The sequence below is a fragment of the uncultured Aquimarina sp. genome, assembly GCF_947495315.1.
GTDB lineage: Bacteria > Bacteroidota > Bacteroidia > Flavobacteriales > Flavobacteriaceae > Aquimarina.
In genome coordinates, this window is sequence record NZ_CANLYD010000020.1 from 14,153 (window position 1) to 32,773 (window position 18,621).

General features: G+C 31.8%; 16 protein-coding genes. 8 read left to right on the top strand and 8 right to left on the bottom strand.

Going from position 1 to position 18,621, the window contains the following annotated elements; genetic code table 11:
• Window positions 1-131: 131 nt before the first annotated feature.
• The 3 genes from Q0910_RS25210 to Q0910_RS25220 all read right to left on the bottom strand — a co-directional run bounded on the left by Q0910_RS25210 (window position 132) and on the right by Q0910_RS25220 (window position 2,170).
• Window positions 132-395, bottom strand: a complete 264-nt coding sequence (locus Q0910_RS25210) for a DUF4212 domain-containing protein (RefSeq protein WP_299222853.1) — start codon at window positions 393-395, stop codon at window positions 132-134.
• A gap of 12 nt (window positions 396-407) precedes the next feature.
• The gene (locus Q0910_RS25215; RefSeq protein WP_299222855.1) at window positions 408-1,640 is read right to left on the bottom strand and encodes a hypothetical protein; all 1,233 of its coding nucleotides are present in this window, start codon (window positions 1,638-1,640) and stop codon (window positions 408-410) included.
• 110 nt (window positions 1,641-1,750) lie between these two features.
• Complete coding sequence (locus Q0910_RS25220; protein WP_299222857.1) at window positions 1,751-2,170, bottom strand: helix-turn-helix domain-containing protein; 420 nt, start codon at window positions 2,168-2,170, stop codon at window positions 1,751-1,753.
• Window positions 2,171-2,331: 161 nt separating this feature from the next.
• Between Q0910_RS25220 and Q0910_RS25225 the strand changes: the two genes are divergently transcribed.
• The 3 genes from Q0910_RS25225 (at window position 2,332) to Q0910_RS25235 (ending at window position 4,301) form a co-directional block, all read left to right on the top strand.
• The gene (locus tag Q0910_RS25225; protein WP_299222859.1) at window positions 2,332-2,886 is read left to right on the top strand and encodes an NUDIX domain-containing protein; all 555 of its coding nucleotides are present in this window, start codon (window positions 2,332-2,334) and stop codon (window positions 2,884-2,886) included.
• Window positions 2,887-2,979: 93 nt separating this feature from the next.
• Complete coding sequence (locus tag Q0910_RS25230) at window positions 2,980-3,432, top strand: DNA starvation/stationary phase protection protein (protein ID WP_299222861.1); 453 nt, start codon at window positions 2,980-2,982, stop codon at window positions 3,430-3,432.
• Window positions 3,433-3,443: 11 nt separating this feature from the next.
• Window positions 3,444-4,301, top strand: coding sequence for a hypothetical protein (locus Q0910_RS25235; RefSeq protein WP_299222862.1), 858 nt, complete (start codon window positions 3,444-3,446; stop codon window positions 4,299-4,301).
• Window positions 4,302-4,310: 9 nt separating this feature from the next.
• On the opposite strand, the gene Q0910_RS25240 is transcribed toward Q0910_RS25235, so the two are convergent.
• The gene (locus Q0910_RS25240; protein WP_299222864.1) at window positions 4,311-4,853 is read right to left on the bottom strand and encodes a GNAT family N-acetyltransferase; all 543 of its coding nucleotides are present in this window, start codon (window positions 4,851-4,853) and stop codon (window positions 4,311-4,313) included.
• A 323-nt stretch (window positions 4,854-5,176) separates the two neighbouring features.
• On the opposite strand from Q0910_RS25240, the gene Q0910_RS25245 reads away from it, so the two are divergent.
• On the top strand, window positions 5,177-5,464 hold the full coding sequence (locus Q0910_RS25245; protein ID WP_299222866.1) for a hypothetical protein: 288 nt from the start codon (window positions 5,177-5,179) through the stop codon (window positions 5,462-5,464).
• 90 nt (window positions 5,465-5,554) lie between these two features.
• Here Q0910_RS25245 and Q0910_RS25250 read toward each other — a convergent pair whose 3' ends face one another.
• Complete coding sequence (locus tag Q0910_RS25250) at window positions 5,555-9,259, bottom strand: metallophosphoesterase (RefSeq protein WP_299222868.1); 3,705 nt, start codon at window positions 9,257-9,259, stop codon at window positions 5,555-5,557.
• A gap of 53 nt (window positions 9,260-9,312) precedes the next feature.
• Between Q0910_RS25250 and Q0910_RS25255 the strand changes: the two genes are divergently transcribed.
• A complete protein-coding gene (locus Q0910_RS25255; RefSeq protein WP_299222870.1) occupies window positions 9,313-10,488 on the top strand; it encodes a Pycsar system effector family protein in 1,176 nt (391 codons plus the stop codon).
• Window positions 10,489-10,494: 6 nt separating this feature from the next.
• Here Q0910_RS25255 and Q0910_RS25260 read toward each other — a convergent pair whose 3' ends face one another.
• Complete coding sequence (locus Q0910_RS25260) at window positions 10,495-12,861, bottom strand: GAF domain-containing protein (RefSeq protein WP_299222872.1); 2,367 nt, start codon at window positions 12,859-12,861, stop codon at window positions 10,495-10,497.
• Window positions 12,862-13,242: 381 nt separating this feature from the next.
• Here Q0910_RS25260 and Q0910_RS25265 point away from each other — a divergent pair, with 381 nt between their 5' ends.
• Window positions 13,243-14,364 carry a TlpA disulfide reductase family protein gene (locus Q0910_RS25265; protein ID WP_299222874.1) on the top strand — a complete coding sequence of 374 codons (1,122 nt, stop codon included), beginning with the start codon at window positions 13,243-13,245 and terminating at the stop codon, window positions 14,362-14,364.
• Between the two features lie 56 nt (window positions 14,365-14,420).
• Here the strand turns inward: Q0910_RS25265 and Q0910_RS25270 are convergent, their stop codons facing one another.
• The gene (locus Q0910_RS25270) at window positions 14,421-15,071 is read right to left on the bottom strand and encodes a rhomboid family intramembrane serine protease (RefSeq protein ID WP_299222876.1); all 651 of its coding nucleotides are present in this window, start codon (window positions 15,069-15,071) and stop codon (window positions 14,421-14,423) included.
• A 136-nt stretch (window positions 15,072-15,207) separates the two neighbouring features.
• On the opposite strand from Q0910_RS25270, the gene Q0910_RS25275 reads away from it, so the two are divergent.
• On the top strand, window positions 15,208-16,113 hold the full coding sequence (locus Q0910_RS25275; protein WP_299222878.1) for a lysophospholipid acyltransferase family protein: 906 nt from the start codon (window positions 15,208-15,210) through the stop codon (window positions 16,111-16,113).
• Window positions 16,114-16,190: 77 nt separating this feature from the next.
• Complete coding sequence (locus Q0910_RS25280) at window positions 16,191-17,090, top strand: lysophospholipid acyltransferase family protein (RefSeq protein WP_299222880.1); 900 nt, start codon at window positions 16,191-16,193, stop codon at window positions 17,088-17,090.
• Between the two features lie 48 nt (window positions 17,091-17,138).
• On the opposite strand, the gene glmM is transcribed toward Q0910_RS25280, so the two are convergent.
• On the bottom strand, window positions 17,139-18,527 hold the full coding sequence (gene glmM / locus Q0910_RS25285; protein ID WP_299222882.1) for a phosphoglucosamine mutase: 1,389 nt from the start codon (window positions 18,525-18,527) through the stop codon (window positions 17,139-17,141).
• Window positions 18,528-18,621 lie beyond the last annotated feature (94 nt).

Sequence of the window (18,621 nt, forward strand, 5' to 3'; positions counted from 1 at the left end):
TCTTAAATTGTTATACTAATTATTTCTAACATTGGGAGATTCAAATTCCCCAAGAGATTTCTTTTGAAAAGAATACGATTTTAAAACCTTATTCTATGGATTTATTGATAGTCAAAATATGGTTGTCTACCTCAATCTTTATCATAACCATACTTTTTATCGAGCTTATTCATCAAGCGCACATATACAAAGATTAAAATCACAAACACGTAAATAGAACCTTGTTGAGCAAACCAGAATCCTAGCCGGAAACCTCCAAGTCGAATATTATTTAAGGCATCCTTTAATAAAATACCCGCGCCATAGGATACGATAAACCAAATAGCGAGAAGAATAAAAAGATATTTTACATTCTCTTTCCAATAGGCTTTTGCCTTTTTTTGTTGTTCTGTCATATTTTTTAAATTTTATAAATAGATCATGGCTTGCAGGGTTACGACTCCTTGAGCGTCATTATCACCGTATTTTGTATTCTGATATTCTAATGTTAATTTAGAATTATGACCGCTGATATAAGCATTGGCTCCTAATCCAAAACTGGTAGCATTGTCATCTATAGCATCAATTGACCTTGTTTTAAACAATGCATACGGCTGAAACTTGATTTTTTTATCGGTATTAGGGATTACATAACCTACGTGACTATAAATCATTGATCCTGTTTCATAGGTTTGTCCTAATGTAAAATTTTCACCGTAATCATTATTCTGATACGTAGCATATGCCGTAATTACTGAACCGTTAGTTCCTAATGGAGCGTCATAAAAAGCATCAACAGCAAATATCGCAACATCCTGCCCCTCTAGAGTTCCATCTGTATTAGCAAGTACACTTCCTTCCGGATGATAAAAGAATCCTGCACCAACATTAAACATTTTTTTACCCCCAAGATAGGTTCCTACTTTGTAAGGTAAAAAATTTGATTCTTTGTCCATAAAATTATATTCAAAATATCCAGCAAAATTTTTACCGGCATCTTTGGATCCTAACAATCTGCGTCCTGCATATACCGCCGGACCGCTCGCAACAGGATCCACAGCAGCTTGAAGATTATTGGTTATGGATTCATTTACGGATACTTGATATAAAAAATTTCCAAAAGATCCTTTAGCATAAACACCAATATGACGAGCAAATTGATCAGATAAGCCTATAGTAGCCCATGACTGCCTATTGTTATCTAAAGTCATCATGTTTAGTGTACTTTGATTATTTAATCTGGAAATTCCATTCCAATAGTGTAGACCACCACCTATTGCATGATTTGCCCCAAGACTATATTGTACCCATACTCCATGAAAAAAAAGTTGAGAGCTCTCACCAAGACCTGTAGGACTTTGATTATTTGCATTTAAACTATTTAATCCAAAATGTGTAAGAATAAGAAAATCTTTGTTTATCTGAGCATACATTAAGATACGTGCCCGTCTGATACTAAAATTAGTTTTACTTACATCATCAGGAACATCATCATTGTATTGTGCCCAGAATTGCGCCCAAGAAATTACTCTAAAATATTTTGAGCCATCCTCATTAAGCTTCACTTTTAATCCTCCTGTATAATCAGGAGAACCTTGTGAATACGAATACTGAAGAGTACAAATAATTATACCTATCAGCAATATATATTTTTTAATCATTGAGTTCTAAAGATTAGATTAGTAATAAAATGATATTGTGCACACTACTAATCTCTTAAAAAGTAAGAGTTAATAAAAAAATACTATACTTTTTTGGTAATTTACTATACTCAATCTCTAAAACGTTCCCATTTAATAAGCATGAATTTATCGCCCAACTCAGTAACAATACATCCTGCACCAGATAAATTATCCATATCTTGAAAATACATAGACAATTCTGAACCGTTGAGAATTTTATAGGTAGGATGATAATTGTAATTGTAAGGTCTTTTTATGTTATATTTTTTAACCCAATTCATTATACTTACATGAGACACCCCTAAAACTCGTTCAATTTCTCGATATGTTAACCCTTCTAAGTATAACTGAAGTGCTTTATTTACATAATAGTCATCAATTTTCTTTCCTATCTTATTAACAGAAAAAAAATAATTACAAGACTTACATCTATATCGTTGTCTATTATTAACAATACCACTTTTTACATATCTATCAGATCCACAACTAGGACAAAGCTGAATTTTCATATATATCAAATTTGCATAAATATATCAATTTAGCAATAAATATTTAATAAATTATTATGACATTCTTTAAACATCCTTAACAATTACAATAGTTTTTATTATGATTCCATTAAATTTATAGATTACTGTAATTAATTAAACAATTTTACTTTTATAGAACTATGGCAGATGAACTTATAGACATATTAAATAAAGACGGAAAACTAACTGGTGAAGTTCGATTAAAATCTGAAGCACATCAACTAGGACTATACCATGCTAGTGTTCATATTTGGTTTTATACTTTGAATGGAAAAATATTATTGCAGAAACGAGCTAAAGATAAAGATACGTTTCCTAATCTGTGGGATATTTCGGTTGCAGGTCATATTGGAGCAGGAGAAACTTCAGAAAACTCAGCCTTACGTGAAATTGAAGAAGAAATTGGCTTATCTATAGGTGAAAAGGATTTGGATTTCATTGGAATGTATTTAGCAGAAAAACAACCAAGCCCGGATATATTTGACAATGAATTTCATTACATTTTCCTTTCGGAATTAGAAGTATCAATAGAAGAACTCACACTTCAAAAAGAAGAGGTATCAGAGATTAAACTAATGTCCGTACAGCTTTTAACAAATCACCTTCAGGATATAGATGCCCAGAAAAATTATGTCCCTCATGATCCTCAATATTACGATTTTGTTCTTAAAGAAATCACAAATAGATTGACATAATACCTAGATTGCGATTAACTATCGTAACTTTAATTTAACATGTTTAATTATAGTAATTTTGTATTGAAAAATTAAAATCAATAAATAAAAACTATGATATATTCAAATCAAGGAACCGTACAAGCACTTAATGTATTATTAGCAGATTACCATATGTATTATCAAAAGCTTAGAAATTTTCACTGGAATATTACCGGTCGCAATTTCTTTGAATTACATTTAAAATTTGAAGAGCTATATGAAGATGCTAAGTTAAAAATTGACGAAATTGCAGAAAGGATATTGACACTAAGAGCTAAACCAATTAGTAATTATAGTTCGTATCTTACGACTTCTTCTATAAAAGAGGCAGATACTAAATTGGTAGATCATGAAATGGTTTCTGCTATTCTTGAAGATCACGATGCTATTTTGAAACAATTAAAACTTGTAACAAAAGAGGCAGAAGAAGCAGGTGACGACGGAACATTAGATATCACCGGTACGTATATTGGTGAATTAGAAAAAACAAGCTGGATGCTAAATGCATGGAATCAAAAAAGTTAAAACTATAAATTTTGAAACTGATAACTTTCTTTCTCTTATTAATTATATCACTACCCTTAAGTTGTCAGAAAAAAGATAACACAGACCTAATTATAATTAATGGTTTATCTAAGAATGTTAAGGAAATATCAGGTATCACTAAATTTACTTCTGACACTCTTCTCTATGCTATTAATGATTCTGGTAATGATAATACCCTATTTTGTTTGAATCAAAAGGGGAAAATTATAAAAAAACTTAAAATCCCAAATAGTAAAAATATAGACTGGGAAGATCTTGCTTATGATCATCAAAACAACATATATATAGGTGATTTTGGAAATAATTATAATAATAGAAAAGATCTGGTTATATATAAGGTATCTGGTATTTCTTCAGACGATATAGAAGTTAGTAAAACAGAATTTATTTTAGAGGATCAAAAGAAGTTTCCACCAGGAAAGAAGAATAAAAATTTCGACATAGAAGCTTTCGTTTATAGAAACGGAAGCTTCTATTTATTTACAAAAAACAGAAGTTCTAAGTTTGACGGAGAGACAAAACTCTATAAAGTTTCTGATACTCCTGGAAAACAAATTGCTAAACTAATTGGAAGTTATAAAACCTGTGATGATCCTAATGACTGTTTTATAAGTGGAGCAACTATTAATTCTGCAGGAGATAAAATAGTACTTCTTACTTATAATAAAATATTTATCTTATCTAACTTTGAGGGTGACGACTTATTTAACGGTACAATCAAAAAGATAAAACTTAATCATTTTTCTCAAAAAGAAGGTATTTGTTTTAAAAATGACTCCACACTTTTAATTGTTGATGAAAAAAGAAAAAATATGAAAGGGCGATTGTATGAATATCATATCAATTAAAAAGCACTTTTAAGGTTTCCAATCTTCTTCCAGCATTGCAAATTCATAATTATCAGACCATCCAGTCTTAAGAGGTAATACCTTACGCTTATGACCTTCTCTAATCATTCCAACTTTTTCTAATACTTTAATAGAACCTACATTATCTACAGCGCATCCTGCTTCAATCCTATGCAGTCCAACTTCTTTAAAACCAAATTGCAAAATCGCTTTTGTTGCTTCTGTAGCATATCCTCTGCCCCAAAAATCCGGATGCAACTTATACCAAATAGAAGCAATATTATATTTTGGGTTTCCTATCCGCAGAGATATTAAACCAAGAAATTCATTATCGGACTGTGAATTGATAGTAAAAACAAATTCTTTTCTCATCCTGTAATTTTCCATCCATTCATCAAGGTACACAGTTGTAACTTCTTTATTAGTTGGTAAACCTAAAGCGTTATACTGATCTACTTCAGGAATCGAAAGTAGTTCATGAGTTTTAGACAAATCTGATAACGCTACAATTTTAAGCTGTAATCGATTTGTAAATAATACGGGAGTTTTCAATATGATTTTTATTAATAATTGATTTTACTTGCAGCATCTTACTAGTCATAGCTTATCTTAAAAACTATTCTCAAAAGTTATCAACATTTAAGCACTTAAACCAAAGGTTTAACCTTTTGTCGACAAAAACAATGATATCAATTCATTCTACATGAAAAAAAGTAGTACTAAACCTACTTTTCAACAATTAACTGTAACCACAATCTTGTTTTCAACTGATTCATAGTAATTTACAGGTTAATTTATTCTTAATTTAGACCTGAAATTTGTAGAAAAGCAAATACATTTTTCTGTTTACTAACCCCAAAATACATAATTTATATATGAGAGCCGCCCCAGCTTATCTAATGTTGATTACTTTTTTCTCTTGTAGTTTACTTTTTTGTCAAGAAAACGTTTCGAACGATAAAACAAGAATTACCAAAAACACTATACAGGAATCTATAACGCATAGTTCGAAGATTCCAGAAAAAAATAAAATTGCCTATCCCGATACATTAAAGCCATCAACTAACAAATCCAAAATAGCTGAAACTAATTCAAAAGTTACATTAGAAATTTCTGAAACAGTAACTACCTCCGTACCAAGAACTACTTTAGATTTTTTTTAAATAATATTTTGTTTTGTGAACAAATTGATTGTTCCTTAACCGAGAAGCTCCTGATATTTTCGCATCTTATATTGGGAGCTTCTTTTTTTTTTAAAAACTCAATCCCAATCCAAAGGTAAACCGCAGCCCATCGTCACTACTAAACAAATTGAATTGTCCAGCTATTGCATCTACGGCATTGATCCAAAATCCTCCTCCTATAGAATCGTGCCATACGTTAGCATCTTCTCCGTCAAACCATACCCTACCTACATCATATCCACCATAAACCCCTAATTGCAACGGTAATAAACCTGTTTTAAACTTATTAAAACTATACCTAAGATCTCCACTAAAGGCTAGTGCTTTATCACCGGTAAAACGTTCTTCTCTAAACCCTCTTAGACTTTTAATTCCACCTAATGTAGCTGCTTGGTAAAATTCAAAACCATCGCCAATTATAAACTCTGCTTGCACATCTGTTTTTAATACCAATTTTCTGTTTTTTGTAATTGCATTATAGAATCCAAGTTTTGGATTTATATAACCAAAAGTTCTGTCCGTATCATCCAAGTTCATTTTAGAACCACCTTGCAGCTTAAATAACATACCTCTGGTAGGATTTGCACTGACATCAAAGCTCTTATACTCATAATCCAAGTCTATTCCGGCAAAGAATTTTCTTTCAAAAAATTCAGGATCAGAAGTAACCAAACCAAGTCCAGAGGTAATAAATCTACCTTGTGAGTCCTGAACTTCTACTCCTTCATAAGATCCAGTTATCGAAAATCCATTACCATACCTGCCCTTTTTAGCTACACCAATATCTACTGACCAAATACCTGTTTTCACTCTATTGTAATCCAATCCAAGAGCATCATCAAGATTAACCGTATTGTTTCCAAAACCAAAAAAGTTCTGTGCAAAATTCTCACTTGTATATTTTCCTCCAACCAGCAGGTTCCAATTACCCACAGCATTTACAAACTCTCCTTTATAGGATATATCATAACCCTCTGTTGCAAAATAATAAGCTGCTTTTATAGTATGTCTACTTTGGTGCGGACTATTATTAAATCCTCTTACCGTATATACATCTGTAATATTAATATTAACCCCATCATCTGGATTAAATCCAACCAATGGTGTTAGTGTATTTGTTTTATCTATATACTTATTATAGTCATAAGTATTGTGATTATAGTTATTACTAAAGATAAACTTGGCTCCGCCCTTTTTCTTAATAGTATTCGGTTTTGATTTATGGTCATACACTCTTATTTGCCTTCCATTTTCTATAGTGTATATGTCGTTATTCTGTCCACCGACAATTCTTGTGCAAATTGGATTTTTTCCTTTTCCCGTAACTATAAATTGATCATCATCATCTAATCCATAAATCCATATTTCTTTAGTTTCCTTAGAAGACATAGTTCTTTCATAAAATGGTTTTTGAGGAGTACCATCTTTTATTCTTGAAATTTTTACCGTTGTTTGATTATCCTCCCTTATGATTTCAAAAAGATCATCTTTATCCGTTCCTCTTATTGTTACCTGTTTAGAAAGGTATTTATAATATCGTCCTGCGATATCTTCTACATCATCTCTTCTTTTTCTAAGATATTTCTTGATTCTTTCTGCTGTCCCATCTTGTAATTCTGATGGCAAATTCCTGAATGCTTTGTCAATAGATTCATCACTAAGATTTTCTTTAATATACTTAGCCTGCTCTAACCAGATCTGTTTGCCGGAACTTTGTGCAAATGTTCTGTCTAATCGTATTCCGGCTTCATTAATCCATCGAATATTTTTTAATTTCTCATCATACACCTGAAACTTTCTCGTTATCGGAACGATAAACTTTATAACATCAAGTAGTCCTCCATCATAATTAGAAAACACCTGATCACGATCCTTAGGTATTGGTCTGTACATCTTGCCTTGATCCGTATCAAAACGAGACCATCTCCACTGATCAGAATGCCTGTCCCAATCTCCTAAAATCATGTCAAATAGTCGAGTACGTATATAATGAGGTTCATCCATCTGATACTCTTCATCTTTTCTTAGGTTTTTAAGCAAATCATCTGTCCCTTCAATATCATCAGATTTTCCAAAAGAAGCAACATCTTTATGTTCTTTACCTGGACGCTCTTCTAGAAAATACATTTCATCACCAAAGTCTTTATTATACATTCCTAGAGCTGGATGCTTAGGTATATAATACACTTTTGAATTGGCATGATACACATCAATCGCATCTGCTAAACCACCTACAACTAAAAAAGCATATGGATAACTAGAAGTGTAGAAATCTGCAAGAAATTCTTCTGTAACTGTATCGTCGAAACCATTTTCTAAATAAGTATCTACAAATACACCCTTTTGTAAAAACTGTGTAACACTCTTTCTCATAGCCCTCAAGCTATAACGTTTCCCATCTTTATCTATCAACCGTAAAGACCTAGTTACCTGACCTCCTCCTCTTCTATCAATAGTGAATCCGCCCATTAAAGTATCTAATGTAGCGACAGGGATTTTGATATCAGTACTATATACATCTCTATAGTGATCTCCCCATAATGATTGGTAAAAATTAGATTTTGTAGTCTCTTCTCTACTATATATAGATGCTGAAACTTTAGCATCAAAAGAATTATCTAATTTACCACTATCATATGCTTCTGGTTGTTTATGAACATCTTTTTGATACACTAGTTTTACGCTTCCATTTTCATTACCATAGAAACGTACGTTAGATGATCCGTCTTTATATACATCTAATATTGCAAAACCTTGATTGGGATATGAGAACAATCCGTCTTTCCCTAAGGAAGCTGCAGAAACTTTGGAACCAGATCCTGATACTATTTGTTTTAAACCATCACTATCTATATATTGTAATGAGTGTTCATGTCCTGAAGCAAAGATCACTCTTTCGCTATCTCTTGCATACGTTGACAATCTTCTCATCAACTGATTATAACTTTCATTATATCGATCTTGTGGGGATACTCCACCTTGTGATCGAATTTGTGTAACTAGAGACCCTAAGACTGGTAAGGGTATGTTCTTTTTAGAAGGAAATATATGACTCTTAAAATTATACTTCCCGCCATGAGGTCCATTAGTAAACATCGGATGATGCATTACAACTAGAACGGTCTTACTATTATGTTTTTTAAGTTCTCCAGCTACCTCATTTAGGAATTTATCTCTAGTTTTAATCTCGCAATTATCATTAATTGTTGGGTTTTTATTCCAATCGGCGAGATACCATTGCGTGTCAAGAATAATCAATTGAATTTGATCACTTACTTCTATACTCTCAATAGGGCAACCCTTTGATGGCAAAAAGGCTTTTTTACTATCTATCTTTTTTCTTATATATTTTTCTTGCCTTTTTAGACCTTTTACTCCATCATTATACCAATCATGATTTCCAGGTATAAACACTACGTCTCCTTCAAACGAATCTGCTGCATTAACCTGCGCATCTATTCGATGTTCTGATAAGGCTCTTTCTTCAGATTCTTTATCAGGCATTCCTCTTTGATAAATATTATCTCCTAGATAGATCAAATAATCTTCCTTCGTATCTTCTTTGTCAATAATTTCTTTTAAAGCTTCAAGTCCTAATGTACTTTCATTTATATTAGCGTTACCTGCATCACCAATTAAGTAGAAACTTTTCTCTATCTCCTTATCTGGTAATGTTTGTGAAAAACTTTCGTCTAAATATCGAGGAGAGTATGTTGCGCAAGAGTTTAATAATAAAATGAAGATTATTAAGAAGGTCTGTATATTTTTATTCATAAAAGGGTGCATTCACTTTTTTTTAATTATTTTGGTTACTGAAAAATTATAATATGGAAACCCTAGTTGAAAAAACTGATAATTTCGTTTCTAATCTTTTTGCAAAAAAGCTTCCTGAAACCTGTATATATCATAATTATACTCATACCAAAAGAGTATTTAAAAGTACAAAAGAAATTATTGACAACACCAATATTTCTGAAGAAGATACACAAGCATTGTTATTAACCGCTTTGCTTCATGATACTGGTTACTCAGAAAGTCTTGATAATCACGAGGAACATAGTGTTCGTATTTCTACAGCTTTTTTAAAAGAACAAAATGTTTCTGAAGAGACTATTATTAAAATTTCTTCATTAATAATGGCTACCAAAATGGAACATCAGCCAACCAATTTATTAGAAGAAGTTATTAGAGATGCTGATGCTTCGCATTTAGCAAAGGAATATTTTAAAGAAACTAGTGAATTCTTACGACAGGAATTTGAACTAAATTGCAAAGAAAACTATAGTAATAGTGACTGGTTAAAAATTAATATTGATTTTCTACAGAATAAACATAAGTTCTATACCGAATATGCTCTAAAAAACTGGCAACCTAAAAAAGAAGAGCATCTTTTGAAAATTTTAAATGAACAAGCAGCTTTAAAGAAAAAAAAGAAGAAACAAAAACTTAAAAAATTAGTAAAAGAGGAAAGCCCAGAAAAAGGGATCCAGACTTTGTTTAGAGTTACTTTACGAAACCATTTAAAATTAAGTGACATTGCCGATACGAAGGCCAATATTCTTTTATCGGTAAATGCTATTATCATATCACTGGCATTATCTAATTTAATTCCTAAACTGGATAATCCTTCTAACCAATATCTTATTTACCCAACCTTGATATTTATTGTTTTTAGTATTATCTCTATGCTGTTATCTGTATTAGCTACAAGACCAAATGTAACAGGTGGTGAGTTTACCCGTAAGGAAATCGAGGAGAAAAAAGTGAACTTATTATTCTTTGGCAACTTTCATAAAATGCCCTTAGACGAGTATAAATGGGCTATGCATGAGCTTATGGATGATAAAGATTATATCTATGATACGATGATAAAAGATCTATATTTCTTAGGTAAAGTTCTTCATAGAAAATATAAAATACTTCGTATTACGTACACCGTTTTTATGATTGGTTTTATTACCTCTTCTATTTCTTTTGTGATAGCCTTCAATACCTTGCAGTAAGATAAATTATTTATTTATCTCCTTCATTAGGTCATCATAGGTATAATATTCTTGGTCTTCTTTATTTTTATTATAGAGAATATTCACTCTTAAAGCCCTAAGACCCGTAACACCTTGAAGGTCATCCAATTCCACGATCTCAATTTCATCTTCAAGATAATTTTTAGACTGTAAGAAGTTGATATATTTTATATATTCTATTTCATCAGAACGTTGAGAATACACAACTACTAACTTACCTTTCTCAGTAATACGCTGATCTGTTCCTTTTATTTTTGCTTTATCTACTCTTTTCTTTACTACCTCATATCGTGCATTATAAGTACCATCTACATCAAATCGTTTTTCATCCATCCTAAATCTAACTGATAAGGAAGCATTAAATACTAATACCATAGAAGCTACATCAAGCGCTACAGGAAGATCTTTTTTAAGTTGATAATACTCATTCTCCATTTCGCACATTACTTGCAATTGCCACAACCTTAGATTATATAAATATATTTTATTAAAACTATTCTGCTTGGTAATGGATTCACCTATATATAAATTATGCTCTACACCATCGGTCTTGAATCTTTCGAAATAGTGAGGATACATTTTCTGAGCTTCTTCTTGTTTTTTATCCAATAAAGCTGCCATCTTCTTATTAATCAACATCACAGATTCATCATAAGCTTTACGATGCTTATATAATGTTTTACTGCTTTTATCTAGCGAGTTATTATATTGATTAATTAAACCTTCTAATTCAACATTAGTACCTTTAAGATGTTTAAATAGTGGTTTGATTTCATTCTTAATAAAATCCAAAATCCTTTGTTCACTATCTACCTGAAGACGATCCGTTACTAAATTTATATAATTGTTAATTCTAAATTTAATTTCTTCATATATAGGTAAAGAATCTAATTCTATAACTTTATTAATAACTTTAGCAATTGCTTTAAGTTGCAACACCAAATCCTTCTGTACCGAGCTGTTTCGAGCATCAGAGGAGCCTTTGATATCTATTTGTCCAAACAAGGGGTATACATCTTCGAATACTACTTCTCTAAAGGAAACTGGATTTTCTTCCACCTTAGCACGTATAAAACGTTTCGCCTCTTGTCTAAATTTCCAATATACACTCGGATGTATGGACGTACATTCTTGCTGAATTACCAATTCTAATTCATCTTCAGCTTTCGCCTTAGATCTTAAGACAGAATCTACCAAATACGGCATGATATCCAGAAGCTTATTGGCGTTAATACTATTTAACTCCTGAATATTTGGTGAAACAATTTCTAATACACCTAACAACTTTCCATCATTCTCTATAGGAGCTATAATTGCACTTTTTATATTTTGCTTAACCAAATTAGTGTACATAGCCTCTTCAGGATAGGCCTTATGCATTTTGTCAATATTTGAAACTGCAAAAGGTTCAGATTTTTCGAACATTGAGTGATAAGCTCCTTTACATAAAGCCGTCTCACAACAATCCGAATATTCCTTATTTAAAATGTAACTATCAATAGTCTTAAACGGAACTCTTTCTAAAACACGTTCTTCTTCATTATAATTAGAAAAACCAACCTTAATTTCCGGAAGATTAAATACACCTCTGAATATATTCTGAAAACTACCTATAAAATCTCCTTGTTTTTTATCATATTTTAATAGACTCGTTTTAAATTCAGACAAAGCAAAGTCTGTTGTAACATCAAAAAGATTTGCAATTACTATTCCTTTGAACATCCAACTATTAGGAGGGAATTTTTCTTTCCAGATTTCTACATTATCAAAATTATCAATTAATATAGCAACATCTTCCTCAGTAATATCTCTCGCTTTATCAGTTTTAATCACCTCAATAAAATCGCCATTATATAAAATCCTATAATGTCTTATGATACCAGCCACATCTGGAATGTCATAAAAAAACGGTCTTCTGAAATCAATTTTATACCCATAATATTGATTCAAAATAATACTACATCCCATGATAAAATAATGATCCTCATCCAGATTTTTAATCTGAGGTTCAAAGTCATATCCAGCAGCTTTTATAATGTTTTTATATCGCTGGGTAGATTTTACAACTGTATTATTAAAAGGTATTGTAGCTATTTTTATTTCATTCTTCTGTAAAATCTGAGCAAAAGAATCTTCTAGAACTAACTCTATCTGTGGTAATAACTCCTGGACTCTTTCTTCTGTAGTAATTCCTTCTTCTAACTCAGGATACTCTGCCGCTATCTGTAAAATACTTTCCGCACGATCACGTAGCAATTTATTATCGCTATTCAAAAACTCTCTATATTGATCAAAGAATAAAGAGAAACTTATCCTTATATCTAACGGAAAATCATGCTCCAATACCTTCATAACGGTTTATTTATGGTAGTTAAACAAAAATAATACAAAACTTTGACACCTAATTATAGTATTAACAATTAATTAATCTATTACGTTATAGTACTATTTTTTAGGTCACTTATTGTTAAGTCGAATATTTCAAAGGAATTAGGACCGAAAAAAGCAAAAATATTGTTTCACTCACAATAAATTCAGATAAAACCCCCATTTTGTATTCATAACACTCTTTATTAGACTCAGAAAGTATGGGTTTTGTTACAATACATACAAGGTTTAATTCATTGCATTTTCTACAAACAGTAAAAAATTAACATTTACTTATATTTAAAAGTTAATTTTTAGTGTTTAAGGTTCTTATTATATATTTTTACGGATCAAAAAAAAATAAGAATGAAAAAAATAGTACTGCTCGCACTTATATTGTTATCAGTAGCATGTGAAAAAGAAGAGAAAGGATATTCAATTTCTGCGGAAGCAAAAGGATTTGAAGATGGAGTTACAGTATATGTCAATGCTATAAATCAGTCTAACCGACCTACTATTATTGATTCTACTACAATTAAAAATGGTACATTTAAAATATCATTACCCGCAGTAGAAAGCAATGACTTCAATTACTTAACCTTTAATGGGGTTCCTCAAAATGTTTTGTTTTTAGCCGAAAACAATCCCATCCAAATGACTATTTATAAAGATAGCCTAAGATCTTCTATTATTAAAGGCGGTTCTGAGAACCAATTATTCTTTACTTATTTAAAGAAGATGAATGCCTACGGAAAAGAAAGACAAGAACTTAGTAATCAATTTCAAATAGCTTCTAAATTAAAAGAAACAGATAAAGCTACACGACTATCTGCTCAATTACAGGAGTTACGTACAAACGAAAATGATTTCCGAAAAGAGATTGCCGAAAATAATCCTAATTCTTTAGTGGCTGTTATGGCACTTACGGATCTTTTAAATCTTAAGGCAACTCCTGCGAAACAAATAAAAAAAATATACGCAACTGTAGAGGACACTCTGAAAACATCGCGTTTAGGTAAAAATCTGGATCGACTGATTACCGCATCGATTGGTAAAATTGACATCGGTAGTGAAGCTGAAGATTTTTCTGCTCCTAATCCAGAAGGAAAAGTAGTTTCGCTAAAAGAATCAATGGGCAAAATTACAATTATCGATTTTTGGGCATCTTGGTGCAAACCATGTAGAGCAGAAAACCCAAATGTGGTGAGAGTATATAATAAATATCACGATAAAGGTCTAAATATAATAGGTGTTTCTTTAGATAGAAACAAGGATCACTGGACAAAAGCAATCAGTCAAGATAATTTAGAATGGAATCACGTATCGCACTTAAAATTCTGGCAAGATCCAATTGCTAAAGCATACGGTGTAAGATCGATTCCTGCTACCTTTATATTAGATGAAAAAGGAAATGTTATTGCAAAAAACTTAAGAGGGCCAGCCTTAGAAACTAAAATTTCAGAATTATTAGGAGAGAAATCTTTATAAATTTTACCTATAAAAAAATTAAAAACGACCTGATAATTGGGTCGTTTTTTTTATATCTAAAGTTTTCCTAATTGTTGCATCACAAATAAAATAATAATAGGAATTGCGAGTAAACCTATCATTAGTAAGTTTTCTTTAAACAAAAAAGGTGCAAGAATCAGTGTTACAATATACCCTCCAGCTGCTCCCCCAAAATGAGCATCGTGACCAATATTACCTGTTCTGCTTTTCATACCATAAATAGAATATAACAAATATCCAATACCAAAAATATAAGCAGGAATCGGAATTGGAATAAACATAAGATACAGTTTCATATTGGGTTGAAATAATATCGCTGAAAAGATAATACCGGATACTGCTCCACTAGCGCCTACAGCACTATAGTGATATTCATCTTTATGAAAAAATAGTGAAAATAAGTTCCCTACAAATAGACTGCCAAAATATACTACCAGAAACTTTACATTACCTAAAGAATTAAGTACTACTGGAGCAAAGAAATACAACGTAAACATGTTAAAAAACAAATGCATCATATCTACGTGCAAGAAACCAGAAGCAAGCATGCGCAACTGCTCTCCCCTTCTTATTCCACCTATATTAAACTTATAACGTTCAAAAAAAGAAAAATCATTCAACCCCTTTAACGAAACAAGAACATTTGCCAGTATAATAACAATGACAACAACATCAAGATTTAGCATATACAATTTTTTGTCGTTCAAATATAATACATATTTCAACCTAAAAAAGGACGATTTTAACCCGAAATAAGGTTACTCTATATTTTCTTAATACTATATGAAAAAATATTACCTTTAGCCGCTTAAATAGAATTCAATGCAATTAGTAATTTATAGCCTTGTATATCCTTTACTTTGGATGATATCTAAACTACCCTGGCGATTATTTTATATGTTCTCTACCTGTGTTTATATATTGGTATATTATATTATTAGATATAGAAGAAAAACAGTCACGGATAATCTAAATTTAGCGTTTCCTGATAAAGATGCAAAAGAGATAAACCGTATAAGAAAAGCGTCATATAAACATATGTGTGATATGTTTCTAGAAATGATTAGATCCTTATCAATTAGTGAAAAAGACATCATTGAGCGTTTTCACGTAACCAACCTAGATGCCTTGGTAGCACTAGAGAATAAAAACAAAAGCTTCATTACCATGATGGGGCATTACAATAGTTATGAATGGACTAATTCTATAGATTTAATTAGTAAATTTAGATGTGTAGGCATCTATAAACCTATCAAAAACAAATATTTTGATAAATTAGTTCACCGTATCCGAGGTAGATTTAATTCTAGACTGATCCCCAGTGCTAAAGTTTTTAGAGAAATGACTATGGATCAAAGAAAGGAAAATCCAGAACTTAGTTTATATGGTTTAATCTCGGATCAATCTCCTAAGCTTAACAACGCTACATTCTGGACTGATTTTATGGGAATAAAAGTACCAGCCTTTGTAGGAGGAGAAGTGCTTTCCAGAAGGTTAGGTCTTAGCATATTTTATCTTCATGTAGAGAAGATAAAAAGAGGTTATTATCAGGCTACTTTAGTTCCTATTTCTGAAGATCCGAAAAATGAAGAAGAATATACTATCACAAAAAAGTTTACACAATTATTAGAAGCGCAAATAAGACAAAAACCTGAAAACTATTTATGGACGCATAAACGTTGGAAACATCGTAATTCGCAACCTCCAAAGGATGCTGTAATCTCCTAATTTTATTACTTTTTTAAGACTACACTAAGATTTTAGACCATTAAATAATTTTATATTTGTAGGCTTAAATTAATAGAATGCAATTATTGATATATCGCTTGGTATATCCAATTTTGTGGATTATATCAAAGTTACCCTGGCGTTTATTTTATATGTTTTCTACCTGCGTGTATATTTTTATATACCACGTAGTTAGGTATCGAAGAAAATCCGTAACAGAAAACCTAGTTCTTGTTTTTCCGGAAAAGTCGCGACAAGATATCAATAGCATCCGGAAAGCTTTTTATAAACATATGTGTGATATGTTTTTAGAAATGATAAAATCTATTTCTATAAGTGATAAGGACCTTCTGGAACGTTTTAAAATTATTGATATTGAAACGCTTAAACAATTAGAAGCAAAAAATAAGAGTATTGTAGTTTTGATGACTCATTACGCGAGTTATGAATGGTCTACTGTAACACAATTGTTAATTGATTTTCCCACTGTCGGTATTTATAAACAAATTAAAAACAAATACTTTGATCAACTCGTACATCGAATTAGACAACGATATAATGCACGACTCATTCCTAGTTACAAAGCCATGAAAGAGATCACCAGAGATAAAGTTAATGGCAAGCTTTGTTCATATGCTTTTTTATCTGATCAATCACCAAGTTTAGACAAAGCTACATACTGGACTGATTTTATGGGTATAAAAGTTCCAACACATGTTGGAGGCGCTGTGTTGGCAAAAAGGTTAGATATGTCTGTTGCTTATTTGCATGTAGAAAAAGTAAAAAGAGGCTATTATCAAGCGAAGTTCATTCCCATTACAGAAAATGCAAAAAACTGCGAAGATTTCTATATTGTGAAAACATATTTACGTATGGTCGAAGAACAAATTCGTAAAGCACCAGAATATTATCTATGGACGCATAAACGTTGGAAGCATCGTCATGCAGAAATTCCTAAAGATGCGACTATTGATTAATAAAAATACTCCTGTCAAGAAAAATTGACAGGAGTATTTTTGTTTTTATTAGATTCTCGCTATTTCCTTTAAGGTTGCAATCGTATCATTCGCTAATTGATCCGCTTTTTCCTGACTTAATGCTTCTGTATAAATACGAATAATCGGTTCTGTATTACTTTTTCTAAGATGAACCCAGCTATCACTAAAATCAACTTTCACACCATCCACAGTACTGACTTTTTCATAGGCATGCTTGTTATGAAACCCTTCTAAAATCGCATCCACATCCAATCCCGGTGTCAACTGAACTTTATTCTTACTCATAAAATAAGATGGGTAACCATTACGTAATTCACTAACACTACATTTTTTTTCTGCTAAATGAGTTAAGAATAGTGCTACACCAACCAGAGAATCTCTTCCGTAATGTAACTCAGGATATATGATTCCTCCATTTCCTTCTCCTCCAATCACTGCTTTGTTAGCTTTCATCAAAGAGACTACATTCACCTCTCCTACTGCGCTGGCCGCATACGTACCATTATGTTTTTCTGTAACATCTCTTAATGCTCTACTAGATGATAAATTAGATACCGTATTACCAGGTGTTTTACCAAGCACATAATCTGCACAAGCAACCAATGTATATTCTTCTCCAAACATTTCTCCATCTTCGCTCATAAAAGCAAGACGATCCACATCAGGATCAACCGTTAGCCCTAAATCTGCTTTTTCCTTCACTACTAGTTCAGATAGATCCGTTAAATGTTCCTTTAGTGGTTCTGGATTATGAGGGAAATGACCATTTGGTTCACAATATAACTCTACTACCTCAACTCCCATTCTTTTAAGCAATTCAGGAATCGCAATTCCACCTGTCGAATTAACTGCATCTACAACCACTTTAAAACCGGCTTCTTTAACGATATTTGAGTTTACTAGAGAAAGATTTAACACCTCTTCGATATGTTTGTCTATATAAGTGTCATTCTCAGTAATTGAACCCAAATCGTCAACTTCTGCAAAATCATAATCGTCGTTTTCTGCGATGTCCAAAATCTTCTTACCATTTTCAGCATTCAGAAATTCTCCTTTACCATCTAATAATTTTAATGCATTCCATTGTTTTGGATTATGACTGGCTGTTAATATAATTCCGCCATCAGCTTTTTCCATAGGAACCGCAACTTCTACGGTAGGTGTTGTTGACAATCCCAAATCCACAACGTGTATTCCTAATCCTACTAACCCATTCATCACTAGCTGCTGAATCATAGCTCCAGAAATACGTGCATCTCTTCCGACCACGACCGTCGGGGCATTTTTACCGGTTTCTGCTTTTAACCAGCTTCCATAAGCAGATGCAAATTTTACAGCATCAATAGGAGTAAGATTGTCTCCTACTTTTCCGCCAATAGTTCCTCGAATACCCGAAATTGATTTGATTAATGTCATATACTGATTGATTATTTTTTTGTTTTGACAAATGTACATGCTACAGCTGATTACCACAACTATGTAATTAAAGTTTATATAAAAACAATAACTA